The 12,138-nt window shown below is 58.1% G+C and carries 11 protein-coding genes and 1 tRNA gene; 7 read left to right on the forward strand and 5 right to left on the reverse strand.

Features of this window, described 5'->3' with window-relative positions:
- Nucleotides 1-64: 64 nt before the first annotated feature.
- From AC2FD9_RS02185 to AC2FD9_RS02195, 3 genes are all read left to right on the forward strand, one after another.
- Nucleotides 65-1,099 (forward strand): cysteine synthase A, encoded by a 1,035-nt coding sequence (locus AC2FD9_RS02185; protein WP_282168446.1) that lies wholly within the window; start codon nt 65-67, stop codon nt 1,097-1,099.
- Nucleotides 1,099-3,528, forward strand: a complete 2,430-nt coding sequence (locus AC2FD9_RS02190; RefSeq protein ID WP_496835166.1) for a DUF3772 domain-containing protein — start codon at nt 1,099-1,101, stop codon at nt 3,526-3,528. The genes AC2FD9_RS02185 and AC2FD9_RS02190 overlap by 1 nt, the downstream gene beginning before the upstream one ends.
- A gap of 90 nt (nt 3,529-3,618) precedes the next feature.
- Nucleotides 3,619-3,708 (forward strand) — tRNA-Ser (locus tag AC2FD9_RS02195).
- Nucleotides 3,709-3,754: 46 nt separating this feature from the next.
- Here the strand turns inward: AC2FD9_RS02195 and AC2FD9_RS02200 are convergent.
- On the reverse strand, nt 3,755-4,786 hold the full coding sequence (locus AC2FD9_RS02200; RefSeq protein WP_496695238.1) for an AbrB family transcriptional regulator: 1,032 nt from the start codon (nt 4,784-4,786) through the stop codon (nt 3,755-3,757).
- Nucleotides 4,787-4,896: 110 nt separating this feature from the next.
- On the opposite strand from AC2FD9_RS02200, the gene AC2FD9_RS02205 reads away from it, so the two are divergent.
- Nucleotides 4,897-5,574 carry a GntR family transcriptional regulator gene (locus tag AC2FD9_RS02205; RefSeq protein ID WP_496695240.1) on the forward strand — a complete coding sequence of 226 codons (678 nt, stop codon included), beginning with the start codon at nt 4,897-4,899 and terminating at the stop codon, nt 5,572-5,574.
- A 129-nt stretch (nt 5,575-5,703) separates the two neighbouring features.
- Here AC2FD9_RS02205 and AC2FD9_RS02210 read toward each other — a convergent pair whose 3' ends face one another.
- On the reverse strand, nt 5,704-6,615 hold the full coding sequence (locus AC2FD9_RS02210; protein WP_496835168.1) for a LysR family transcriptional regulator: 912 nt from the start codon (nt 6,613-6,615) through the stop codon (nt 5,704-5,706).
- A 73-nt stretch (nt 6,616-6,688) separates the two neighbouring features.
- Between AC2FD9_RS02210 and AC2FD9_RS02215 the strand changes: the two genes are divergently transcribed.
- Genes AC2FD9_RS02215 through AC2FD9_RS02225 form a run of 3 tightly spaced genes read left to right on the forward strand, consistent with a single transcriptional unit; the run spans nt 6,689 to nt 8,336 of the window.
- Nucleotides 6,689-7,030, forward strand: a complete 342-nt coding sequence (locus AC2FD9_RS02215; RefSeq protein ID WP_496835169.1) for a hypothetical protein — start codon at nt 6,689-6,691, stop codon at nt 7,028-7,030.
- 3 nt (nt 7,031-7,033) lie between these two features.
- Nucleotides 7,034-7,288, forward strand: coding sequence for a hypothetical protein (locus AC2FD9_RS02220; RefSeq protein ID WP_108858788.1), 255 nt, complete (start codon nt 7,034-7,036; stop codon nt 7,286-7,288).
- Between the two features lie 43 nt (nt 7,289-7,331).
- Nucleotides 7,332-8,336: a GlxA family transcriptional regulator gene (locus AC2FD9_RS02225; protein WP_108858787.1), complete on the forward strand. Its 1,005-nt coding sequence runs from the start codon at nt 7,332-7,334 to the stop codon at nt 8,334-8,336.
- Between the two features lie 7 nt (nt 8,337-8,343).
- On the opposite strand, the gene AC2FD9_RS02230 is transcribed toward AC2FD9_RS02225, so the two are convergent.
- From AC2FD9_RS02230 to AC2FD9_RS02240, 3 genes are read right to left on the reverse strand one after another with little or no spacing between them, the layout of a single operon-like run.
- Entirely contained in the window at nt 8,344-8,904 is a 561-nt protein-coding gene (locus AC2FD9_RS02230; RefSeq protein ID WP_496835172.1) for a sarcosine oxidase subunit gamma, read from the reverse strand.
- Entirely contained in the window at nt 8,897-11,842 is a 2,946-nt protein-coding gene (locus AC2FD9_RS02235) for a sarcosine oxidase subunit alpha family protein (RefSeq protein WP_496835174.1), read from the reverse strand. Before AC2FD9_RS02235 ends, AC2FD9_RS02230 begins: the two co-directional genes overlap by 8 nt.
- Nucleotides 11,839-12,126 carry a sarcosine oxidase subunit delta gene (locus tag AC2FD9_RS02240; protein ID WP_108858784.1) on the reverse strand — a complete coding sequence of 96 codons (288 nt, stop codon included), beginning with the start codon at nt 12,124-12,126 and terminating at the stop codon, nt 11,839-11,841. Before AC2FD9_RS02240 ends, AC2FD9_RS02235 begins: the two co-directional genes overlap by 4 nt.
- Nucleotides 12,127-12,138: the final 12 nt, after the last annotated feature.

The following is a 12,138-nucleotide window of genomic DNA, read 5'->3' on the forward strand; positions in this document are numbered from 1 at the left end:
GCCGCTTGTGGTCGTCGCGCACCACAGGTAAATCTGCGTTGATCCGAAATGAAATGAGGGCGCCATGCGCATTGCACGAGACCTTGCCGACGCAGTCGGAAAAACCCCGCTGATCCGGCTGCGTCGCATCAGCGAAGAGACCGGGTGCGAGATTCTCGGCAAGGCCGAATTCATGAACCCCGGCCAGTCGGTCAAGGATCGTGCGGCGCTCTACATCATCCGCGATGCCATTGCGCGTGGTGACCTGAAACCGGGCGGCACCATTGTCGAAGGTACGGCGGGTAACACCGGGATCGGTTTGGCGCTTGTTGGTGCGTCGATGGGGTTCAAGACCGTCATTGTCATCCCGGAAACGCAGTCCGAAGAGAAAAAGGACATGCTGCGACTAGCTGGCGCTCAGCTGGTTCAGGTTCCGGCCGCACCGTATCGCAACCCCAACAATTTCGTACACTATTCCCGTCGTTTGGCCGAAGAACTGGCGCAGACCGAGCCCAACGGCGCGATCTGGGCCAACCAGTTCGACAATGTTGCGAACCGTCAGGCGCATGTGGAAACGACCGGTCCCGAAATCTGGGAACAGACCGATGGCAAAGTTGACGGGTTCGTCTGTGCCGTGGGCTCGGGCGGTACATTGGCGGGCGTAGCGGACGCGTTGCAGCCCAAAGGCGTCAAGATCGGTCTGGTCGATCCGATGGGGGCTGGGCTGTATTCGTATTACACCACCGGCGAAATCGCGATGGAGGGCGGCTCGATCGCCGAAGGCATCGGTCAGGTGCGTATCACCAAGAACCTTGAGGGGTTCAAACCTGACTTTGCGTATCAGATGACGGACAACGAGGCGCTGCCTTACATCTTTGATCTGCTGCGCGATGAAGGCCTGGTCATGGGCGGTTCAACCGCCATTAACATGGCTGGTGCGGTACGTCTGGCCAAAGATCTGGGACCAGGCCACACCATCGTGACCATCCTGTGTGACTACGGAACTCGCTATCAGTCCAAGCTGTTCAACCCGGACTTTCTGCGTGAAAAGGAATTGCCTGTCCCGGGCTGGATGACTGAAGCTCCACGCAGTATCCCCGGCGTTTTTGAGGACGTGTGATGCTGCGGCGTGTTCGCCTGTTCCTGACCCTTGTTGCGGTTTGTTTTGCGATAGTTTGCGGCCCCGCTGCCGCGCAGCTTACAGATCGTCAAAGCGAATACTATCAAGGCTGGGTCAAAACGGCGGACCGTGCCGAGACTGTAATCGAGGCCGATCGTGCGTCGAACGCTTCGCTCGAAAACCTGCGCTCAGAGATCAACGGCTATAGAGATGATTTCAATCGGGCACGCGGTGCAAACACCGAACGCATCCAGACGCTTGAAAATCAGATCAAGGCTCTTGGTGCTGCGCCCGAAGGCGACGCCACCGAACCGGAAGACATTGCCACACTACGAAAGCACCTAAACGAGCAGCTGAATAGTTTGCGCGTCCCGCAGATCATCTCAGAAGAGGCATTCAGCCGGGCCAATGGTCTGATATCCGAGATAGATAAACTTTTGCGGGACCGTCAGGCGAAAGAACTTTTAGAGCGCGGACCGTCGCCCCTGAACCCCTCCTACTGGCGACCGGCTTGGGTTGATGTGAACGAAGCTGCGCAAGCGTTGTTCAACGAAGCGCGTCGGAACCTGAAAACTGACGTGGTGCATGAACGATTGCGGTCCCGTGGGCTGGGAATTCTGGCCTTGGTTTTCGTCGCCGGCGTGCTGCTGTTTTACGGTAAGCGCTGGTCGGAAGCCGCTGGTGCGCGTCTGCGAGCACTTGGGGGGCAGGGAAGTGGCGTATGGACGTTCCTGACCTCGTTGCTGCGTATTATCCTCCCCTGGTTCGGCGTCTGGCTTCTGGTTCAGGCGGTTGTGATGACAGGTGTCCTGGGGCTGCGCGGGACGCTGTTGATGGAAAACGTGCCCTATTGGGCGGCGATCATCCTTTATTATGACTGGATTGGCCGACAGGTTTACGTGCTGCAAGCGGCGCAGGGGTTCAAAAAACTGTCCCGCCAGAAAGTCACTGAGTTACGCGTCTACCTCGATTTTCTTGCCGGGCTCCTGATCCTGCATGAACTGGTGAACCTGTTCGATCAGATCGAAAATATCTCGGATGCGACGCGCGCCGTCGTCGCCTTTCCGGTCATCGTCGCAACAGCTTTGCTTCTTCTTCGCGTCCGTCGCGTCCGCAGTGTTGATGTCCCGGTCGATGCAGGTGAGCCGTCCGAAACGGCCCGCGCTGCCGGGTTCAGCCAACTGGTCGAGTTCATTCGACGCGCTTTGTTCTTCCTGGGGATCGCCAGCCCGATTTTAGCGATGCTGGGGTATACGAATGCGGCTGAGGCAATCGTTTTCCCGGCCGTGCGTTCATTGGTTCTTATTGCAGCGCTGGTCATCGTCCAACGCTTCCTGACGTCTGTTTACGGCTGGCTTGGCGGGCAGGGCGATAAGGCCAAGGACTCGCTGTTTTCGGTTCTCATCGGCTTTGCAATGGCCATTGTGGCTATGCCCGTGCTCGCGCTGTATTGGGGTGCGCGTCAAACCGACCTGCAGGAAGTCTGGTCGCGCCTGCTGCAGGGGTTTGACATTGGCGGGGTAACCATCTCGCCCAGCAACTTCTTTACGTTCCTTGTCATATTTGCCATCGGCTATGGCCTGACGCGGATGCTGCAAAGCGGGCTGCGCAATTCTCTGTTGCCAAAGACCAGCATTGATCCAGGCGGGCAAAACGCGATTGTTTCGGGCACCGGGTATGTCGGTATTTTCCTGGCCGCGCTGGTTGCGATAACGATTGCCGGTTTCAACCTGTCATCGCTGGCTATTGTTGCCGGTGCGTTGTCAGTCGGGATCGGCTTTGGTCTGCAAACCATCGTGTCGAACTTTGTGTCGGGCATTATCCTGTTGGTCGAACGCCCAATCTCGAAAGGGGATTGGATCGACGTGAATGGGATGATGGGGTACGTCCGTGATATTTCCGTCCGGTCCACGCGGATCGAGACGTTTGACCGAACGGATGTGATCGTTCCGAACTCGGATCTGATCAGCGGCGTTGTCACGAACTATACACGCGGCAATACGATCGGGCGGGTGATTGTACCGGTCGGGGTCGCCTATGGGACTGATACCCGGTTGGTGGAAAAAATCCTGGGTGAGATTGCGAATGCGCATCCGATGGTTTTGGCGAATCCAGCACCCAGTGTGGTGTTCCAGGGGTTTGGTGCAGATTCGCTGGACTTTGAAATCCGGGCCATCCTGCGCGATGTGAACTGGGTGTTGTCGGTCAAATCCGACATGAACCACGAGATCAACCGGCGCTTCGTCGACGAGGGGATCGAAATCCCGTTTGCACAGCGCGATCTCTGGTTGCGTAATCCCGAGGTGTTGCAGGGCAGCGAAGCCCAACCCAGCAAGAACACCGGCGAAATACCGTCCGCAAAGCCATCCACAAATCCCGTCGAGATGACCGAGGGCGATTTGGCTGATGGTGACGGCGACGAGATTTAAACGCCTTTGCAAGGCTTTCGATTTCAGGTGAAATTTCACCTCAATGGGGCCTTGCAAATCCCTCGGCGATAGTTCAAATAACGCCGGCACGGAGAGGTGGCCGAGTGGTCGAAGGCGCACGCCTGGAAAGTGTGTAGGCGGGAGACCGTCTCCAGGGTTCGAATCCCTGTCTCTCCGCCACAATCCCCTATCAACATTCATCCAGCCGCGTTTGGACGTGAATCCGTCAATCCCTGGATTTCGACCAGCGCAGAAGTAGGTTGGCCGCGATTGGCGCGCCGATGATCACGACGACAATGCGCGCCAGGTGGTGTGTGACCACATACCCCAGATCCGCCCCCGATACGATGGCCAGCACCGTCATCTCTGCCTGGCCGCCCGGTGCAAAAGCTAGAAAGGCTTCGACCGGACGGCCCAGCCCCAGCGTGGTGACCACTGCCGTGAAAGCAGCGGCCAGAATGGCCAGCAAGATCACATAGGTGAACCCAGCCGCCACGACGCGTGTGAGTTCCGACCACGTAACGCCGACGAATTTGACGCCGATCCCACAGCCGATGAAGAACTGGGCGAACAGGATCGCCTCGCGCGGGGGGCGGGTATGGATGAAATCCCCAAGCGACAAGGCCGCTGTCAGGATTAATGGTCCAAGAATCGAGGCACCGAAAAGCCCGATCTTCTCTCCACCTTTCCAGCCGACAAAAGCTGCGACCGCCATGAGTATCAGCTCATGCAAGGGTAGGGCCGAAGCAGGTTCGCCCAGTGGGTTGGTCAGTTCGGCACCGTAAAACAAAGTCAGGAACAAAGGGGCAAGGGTGACGATAATCAATACGCGTGTCCCGTGGATCAGCGACAGGGTTCGCGGATTGGCACCGGCCTCGGCTCCAAAGATAACCATGTCCTGAAACCCGCCCGGCATGGCCGCAAAAAACGCAGTTTTGTCGTCAAAACCCCAGAATTTGCGAAAGAACGGCACGCCAACCATTGCAATCAGCAGGATAAATACTGGTATCAGCAGAAGGGACGCAGCCATCTTTGGAAGTTCGGCGAACAGGTTGGGTGTGATCGACGCCCCGACCGCGACGCCAAGAATGGTTCTGGACCCGACCGAGATTTGCCCGAAATCCCGCATGGGTGCGTGTGCCAAAGCTGCAATCAAACACGCTGACATCGGCCCGAACAGAAAGGGCAGCGGCAGGTTCAACACCCAAAAAACTGCAGTTCCCAACATAGCCAATATCAGCGTGACTGACCGTTGCATCAGCGGCGACAAATGAAGGCTTGAGGCGGTCAAGGATAGTGTCCGATTTCGTTGACTAAGACATGTATCCAAGTGTATACAAAGAAATCCAATATGCAAGATTGAGAACGATGAAAACTCAAGAAGATCCTAATCAGGCCAGCCCGCAGGGGAATTCCGCTTATCAGCGCTTGCTGGATGAAATTCGCGAGGGTGTTTTGTTACCTGGTGAACGGCTGAGAGAGATCGAGCTGTCCGAAAGACTGGGTGTCAGCCGAACGCCTGTGCGCGAAGCGATACGGCAACTCGAAGCGGATGGGTTGGTGACGCATGTCCCTAGGCTGGGCGCAACGGTTCGCAACCTGAGCTATTCGGAAGTTATGGAGCTGTATGAAATGCGCGCCGTACTTGAAGGAACAGCGGCACGGTTGGCGGCACGCGCGGCTTCGGATGTGGAACTGGACGAACTTAATGTCCTGAACAATCGCCTTGCCGAGGCTGGCACCGGTCCAGTGGCCGCTCAGTTGAACCGTATTTTCCATGCCACGCTGTTGGATGCCGCCAAAAACCGCTTTCTCACAAAGTCGATGTTATCGCTGCAAAAGGCGTTGTTGATATTGGGCCCGTCCCAAATGCTGGACGGTCAGCGCGCAGACGATGCTGCGGGTGAGCATCGCCGTGTGATGGAAGCCTTGAAGGCCCGCGACGGCGACGCAGCCGAGCTGGCGATGCGCGCCCATGTTCATGCGGCCCAGCGGATGCGTATCCGCGCGTTGCAGAAACGGGACCGCGCAATTGATCAGGCCTGACCTGAGGAGCTGATTGTCCTAACTCTCGGTCTTTGGTTCCTTCACCAAACCACTCCTCCTATCCGCAGAAGTCGACGAAAAACCCGACCATCGTGGAGGTCGTTGTTTAGGCTCTTCCGGTACAAACACTCAGCTGACCACTTTCAAAGGGTTGGCGCCTTCAACCTCGCGGCTAATCTCTTGTACCAGCGCCATCGCGGCAGGGTTTCGGCGCTTAACATGCATACGCGCGACAAAAACGATGGCCGGGGGATCGGGGAACACGCCTTTGATCACCTCTATGTCCGGTGTGACATGCATTCCATTCAACAGGGCGACGCCCAAACCGGACCGCACGGCCAACTGAATGCCAGTGGCGCTTGGGCATTCTAATACGTTGTCGAAGCGGTGCCCTTGCAGCTGCCCATCTCCGAAGCCCCATTTGCGATAGAAACATTGGCTGTCGAAGGACAGAAAGGGAACAGGTGCTGTCGTATCCAGTTGGAAATCCGGTGATTTTACCCAGTGCAGAGTGTCCTCGAACAAGATCAGGTCATCTGGCCGCGTATCGTGCCGAAAGATTTGCATGACGGCGACATCCAACTCTCCGGCCTTCAACCACTCTTGCACGTTCAGACTTTGACTGGTGCGTGTTCGGACCTGAACGTCCGGGTAAAGCCGTGTGAAACGACCCAATATGCGGGCGATGTCGCTGGTTGCCGTGTCTTCGGTCATGCCCAGCCGGAGTGCGCCGGCCAAGGGTTTCTTGCCCAAACTGGCAAGCGCCTCATCGTGCAGGGCACATATTCGGCGGGCATAGTCGCACAGGCGAAAACCTGTTTCTGTGAACAGAGGGCCACCGGGTCGGCGCGCCAGCAGATCGCAGTCCAGGGCTTGCTCTAACCGTCTGATTTTGTGGCTGACTGCTGATTGCGACAGCGCCAGATGCTCGGCCGCGCGCGTCACGCCGCCATGGGTTGCGATAGCCAGAAGGGCGCGCAGGGCGTCAATTTCCAATCGGTCGGTCATTTGTGAAGCCATGACATATTTTAATTGAGTCATGAATATCATTCATTTGTGTCACGCGCCAGTATTGAACTACTGGTCAGGAAATCCAAAGCTCAGGAGCATTCGCATGCCGCATCTCGTCCCGGATCACACAGTGATCAAAACCCCGCGGATGGTCCCCGGAACCCATGGGGAAGACGATCCGGTGGTTTTGATCCACAGCACATTTTCTTACATCCGGCGCGACGTGCTGCCTGTACGGGCTGCGGCGGGCAAGAGGGTACGCTTATTCGATCTGGCGCGTCTTGGTCAGTCTGAACGACCTTGGGATCCGGCGCTTAATGGGTCGGTTACCGATCAAGTTCCCGTCGTTCACAAGTTGCCGAAAAACTGCGGTCAATCCCCGATAAATGATCAGCCCAAACAGACACCCGCGCCGCTGATCAATCTCCTGAAGCGAAAGGGCTGAGCTATGACGGATCAAATCAAAACCCGTGACCGGCGCGGTCTGACGACGGTATTCGAAATCACTGGATCGGTTCTGGCCATGGCCTATGCCTTGTTGATCGCGTCTAATACAGGGGCCGAGCTGTTCGGGTTTGCCCTGTTGTTACTGTCCTCGGGCCTGTTTGCGGCCTGGGCCGTGATTGATCGCCGCTGGACGTTCCTGTTGTTGCAGGGGTTCTATGCGGCCTCGGCGATCATCGGCTTGATCCGGTGGGCATGAACTTCGCATAGGGCAGTTGTGGAAATCTTGCTAGAACAGCCTTATGCGAAACGAAGACAGAATCAAAATCGGCTTTTTGCTGTTTGACGGCTTTCCCATGGCCTGCCTGACCTCGGTGATCGAGCCGTTGCGGGCGGCCAATGAAATCGCCGGGCAAGAGGCGTTCTGTTGGTCGCTGCTGTCCGAGCGTCAACAGAAAGTAAAATCCAGCGCAGGTGTACGGTTCGAGGCTGAGAAGTCTCTGGCCGACTGCAAGGATATCGACATTTTGTTCCTTCTCAGCAGCCCAACGTCCGGCTTTGACAACACAACCGTTGGCAACGGTGCTCTGCGCAGTCTCGGACGGCATGGCACCGTTTTGGGCGGGATTAGCGGTGGGGTTTTCCCTTTGGTCCGGTCCGGGGTGATGGGGGGGCAACCTGTTTCCGTCCATTGGTGCTATGAGGCCGCATTTCTGGCTGAGTTTCCCGAAGTCGACTCGCGTAGCGAGGTGATAGTGAAAACGGCCACGCGCTACACCGCAGCCGGTGCTGCTGCCGGGTTCGATCTGGCCCTGCATCTGATCGAGGATCGGCTGGGCGGCGACGTCGCGCATGAGGTCGCCTGCTGGTTTCAACATCCGATGATGCGCGGGGCAGGTGTGCGGCAACAGGTTCCCACCACGACTGCGCCGGAAACTGGCGACAGCCTTCCGCCGTTGGTGTCGCGCTGCGTCGACCTGTTCGCCGGTCATATGAGCGATCCGATTTCCATCGCAGAGGCCGCACAGCAAATCGGGGTCACGCCACGCCAGGTGGAACGCGCCTTTAAGCAGGCGACAGGCCAAAGCCCCAGCCATTACTATCGCGCAATGCGCATGAAGGCGGCACGGCAGATGGTGGTCTATACCAAAGACCCAATCGCAGATATCGCGGCTGCGATCGGGTATGGTTCAGTGGCGCCGCTTGTGACACATTACCGGTCGGCCTTTGGGCTAAGCCCCAGCGAAGATCGCCGTAGGATCAACCGCTTCCGCGTTGAAGGTAATGCGCCGCTGCCGTCAGTCTGACACTGCTTTACAGCGCCGAACGCATTGCAGTGACGATGGCATGGTGCAACGATCCGGCGGATGAACGAGGGCCATAAATGCTGAACGCCTCGTCTGACCGACAGAGAACAAAGCAGCCAATGTGGTGAATTGAGCAACGGGCGACGCTGCCCGCGTCCATTTTACGGAGATCCAGCATGCACAACAGCTCCAGCACTGCTGGTATTTGACCCCCATTCAGGTCGAACCGTGTCCAACCGTCGGTCTGTTCTGTCACCGACGCGGTATCGCCCAAAGCGGACTTCACTTGATCAGTAAGCTCTTCGTGCGTGTCAAAAGGCGCCTCGATCATCCACTGATCCGGACCGGCCCAAAAGGCAGTGACAGTGTCACCGGCATGTTGGCCGATGCCAGGTGCAGGGGCACCGATCAGTTTTGCCAGGGCTTTGCTGGCTTTGGATTCCTGTCCCATCCGCGCGGCGACGGATGCCAGCGCGACGCCCGGAACTTCCCGGCACGTAACCCCGCCAACAGTGTCGACCTGCGGTTCGGACCCGCCCAATGCGGTTATTGCAACTAGATCATGCACGCAGACGCTCTCCTTCGGGGTCAACGAAATGGGCCGATACGATTTCGACCTCGACGGTCAGATCGGTCAATGGGGACACGAGGCGCATTTTCTCGCCCATCCGGTTTGCGCCATCCTTCAAAAGACCCAGCCCGATATTGCTGTTCAGAATAGGCGAATACGCAGCCGAAGTGACATAGCCCTGATCGTGCGCGGCATCCACCGGGCCGGTCGTGTTCATCAAATGGCCACCAGCGGTGACTTTCTCTTCGGGCGATACCGGTTTGATCCCGACCAGCCGCAGGACATCCGGTTCTACCAAGGCCTCTCGTTCGGACAGGGTCGATCCGATGCTGTCTTTCTTTTTCGACACCATCTTACCCAATCCAAGATTCAATGCCGTTGTGGTGCCGTTCAGCTCGTTGCCGGCCGCGTGGCCCTTTTCGATCCGCATGACGCCCAGCGCTTCGGTGCCGTAAGGGACAACCTCAAATTCTTCACCCTCGGTCATCAGACGCCGCATCAGCGCATCGCCATAGCGTGAGGGTACCGCGATTTCGAACGCCAACTCTCCCGAGAATGAGATCCGGAACAGCCGCGCGCGCAACCCGCCGCAGACCGTAATGTTGCCACAGCCCATGAACGGAAATGCCTCGTTTGAAATGTCGAATTCAGGGTCGACGATCTTTTGCAGCAGCTTGCGCGAATTGGGACCAGCGACAGCATATTGCGCCCAGGATTCGGTGGTCGAGATCAGCTGCACATCCATATCCGGGAACAGGCATTGGCGCACAAATTCCATGTGACGATAGACATTTACCGCGTTGGCCGTGGTCGTTGTGACGACAAAATGATCCTCGGCCAGACGCGCGGCTGTGCCATCATCCATCACCATGCCGTCTTCGCGAAGCATCAGGCCATAGCGGGTTTTTCCCACGGGAAGCTTGGCGAAACCGTTCGCGTAGACGCGGTTCAGGAAATCAGCCGCGTCCGCGCCCTGCACGTCGATTTTTCCAAGTGTCGTACAGTCGCACACCCCGACGGACGCGCGGGTCTGGCGCACTTCACGGTCCACTGATTCACGCCAATGAGTCTCACCCGGAAGGGGGAACCATTGCGCGCGCAGCCAGTTGCCGACCTCGACAAACACAGCGCCCTTCTCCTTGGCCCAATAATGCGAGGGCGTCAGGCGCGTGGGGTGGAATTCTTGTCCCTTCATCCGACCGGCGAAGGTGCTGATCGGAACAGGCGTGTAAGGCGGGCGGAAAATGGTTGTCCCTGTTTCGGGGATCGTCTTTCCGGCCACCTCGGCCATGATCGCCAAAGCGCTGATGTTCGATGTCTTGCCCTGATCGGTCGCCATGCCAAGCGTGGTATAGCGTTTCAGGTGTTCAACTGACCGGAACCCTTCCTGATAGCTGAGTTTGACGTCCTTGACGGTCACGTCGTTTTGCTGGTCTAGCCATGCGCGTTTGCAGCCTTCGACATACCAGAACGGTTTCTGCGCGATCGGAGTATCCTCGGCCTCGGGCAAGACAGGCTGAGCAACGCTCAGCTCCAGCGCTGCCGCGGCAGCCTCGGCACCGGATTGCAATGCACCTTGCGTAGACATCACTCCGTTCGCTGCGCCCGCGACAGTCAATCCGACGGGCAGATTTGAACCGGGCACAAAGGCGGCCAGATCGTTGTTCCAGACCGGACGCCCGCGCTGATGGCAGGTCAGGTGCACATTCGGATTCCAACCCCCCGAAACGCCCAGCGCGCCGCAATCCAGCGTGCGGGTCGAGCCGTCGGGCAAGGCAACTTCGACAAAGGTCAGACCGAGACGCCCCTTGGTATTCACAACCTGAGCGCCGCTCAGGACTTCGTAATCGTAGTTGACCGGAGCATCCTCACGCACATCGATAACGGCGCAAATGTGAACGCCCTTGGCATGCAGGTCGACAGCGGTGCGGTGACCGTCGTCGTTGTTGGTAAAGATCGCCACGCGCTGAGAGGCAGTGGCCGCGAACCGATTGGCATAGGTTCGCAACGCGCTGGCCATCATGATGCCAGGGCGATCGTTGTTTTCGAACGCGATGGGCCGTTCAGTCGACCCCGCACACAGCAAGGCTTTCTTGGTGTAGATACGCCACAGGATCTGGCGCGGTTTACCGGCGGGCAGGGTGGCCACATGATCCCCGGTGCGTTCAACAGCGCCATAGATGCCGTGGTCGAAGGCGCCGATGACAGTGGTTCTGGCCATCAGCCGGACGTTGGGCATGGAGGACAGTTCTGCCACAGCCTGCGCGGCCCAATCGCCGCTGCCTAGATCGCCAACCGAAAATGTCTCGCTGTTCAGACGTCCGCCGAACCGAAAATCCTCATCAGCCAGAATAACGTCCGCACCCGCGCGTCCTGCAGTCAGGGCTGCCATCAAGCCCGATGGACCCGCGCCGATGATCAGCAGGTCGCAGTGGCGGAACCCTTTGTCATATTCGTCGGGATCAGCCTCCATCGACAAAGAGCCAAGGCCAGCGGCGCGGCGAATGATCGGCTCATAGATTTTTTCCCAAAAAGCGGCCGGCCACATGAAGGTCTTGTAGTAGAACCCGGCGGACAGGAAATTCGAGAACAGGTCGTTTACGCCAAGCGCATCGAATTTCAGGCTGGGCCAACGGTTCTGCGATTGCGCCTCAAGCCCGTCAAACATCTCCGTCGTGGTGGCACGTGTGTTGGGTTCCTGCCGGTTGCCAGAGCGCAGCTCGACAATGCCGTTGGGCTCCTCGGATCCGGCGGTCAGCAGGCCGCGCGGGCGGTGATACTTGAACGAGCGTCCGATCAACCGCACGTCATTGGCCAGCAAAGCCGAAGCCAGCGTATCGCCGGGATGGGCGGTATAGTTGCGGTTGTCGAACCGAAAGTTCACTGTGGTGTTGCGGTCGATCTGGCCACCGCTCAGCCTGTTGGATTGCGTCATTTGGATCGCCCCCGCGCGCGGGCCACATCGCGGGCCAGTTCTACCTTGGAAATTTCATGAGTGGTGGTGTCGCGGGTCACGACCAGCCACGACCGGTCGCCAGCCTCATGATACCACAGTTCTTGATGCTCGCCTGCGGGATTGTCGCGCAGATACCCGTATTCATAGAACGCTTCCGCCGCGTCTTCGGCCTGCCAGTCCGGGCGGTTGATCAGTGACGCGTCACCCAGATAGGTGAACTCAGATGCGTCGCGCGGGCCCAGAAGGGGATGGTTGATAATCATTGTTGTGCTCCC

Source organism: Ruegeria sp. YTSC230 (assembly GCF_059609665.1).

Coding starts and splice junctions, on each gene's coding strand:
- AC2FD9_RS02185 (WP_282168446.1), top strand. CDS start 65: ATGCGCATTGCACGAGACCTTGCCGACGCAGTCGGAAAAACCCCGCTG.
- AC2FD9_RS02190 (WP_496835166.1), top strand. CDS start 1,099: ATGCTGCGGCGTGTTCGCCTGTTCCTGACCCTTGTTGCGGTTTGTTTT.
- AC2FD9_RS02200 (WP_496695238.1), bottom strand. CDS start 4,786: ATGCAACGGTCAGTCACGCTGATATTGGCTATGTTGGGAACTGCAGTT.
- AC2FD9_RS02205 (WP_496695240.1), top strand. CDS start 4,897: ATGAAAACTCAAGAAGATCCTAATCAGGCCAGCCCGCAGGGGAATTCC.
- AC2FD9_RS02210 (WP_496835168.1), bottom strand. CDS start 6,615: ATGACTCAATTAAAATATGTCATGGCTTCACAAATGACCGACCGATTG.
- AC2FD9_RS02215 (WP_496835169.1), top strand. CDS start 6,689: ATGCCGCATCTCGTCCCGGATCACACAGTGATCAAAACCCCGCGGATG.
- AC2FD9_RS02220 (WP_108858788.1), top strand. CDS start 7,034: ATGACGGATCAAATCAAAACCCGTGACCGGCGCGGTCTGACGACGGTA.
- AC2FD9_RS02225 (WP_108858787.1), top strand. CDS start 7,332: ATGCGAAACGAAGACAGAATCAAAATCGGCTTTTTGCTGTTTGACGGC.
- AC2FD9_RS02235 (WP_496835174.1), bottom strand. CDS start 11,842: ATGACGCAATCCAACAGGCTGAGCGGTGGCCAGATCGACCGCAACACC.
- AC2FD9_RS02240 (WP_108858784.1), bottom strand. CDS start 12,126: ATGATTATCAACCATCCCCTTCTGGGCCCGCGCGACGCATCTGAGTTC.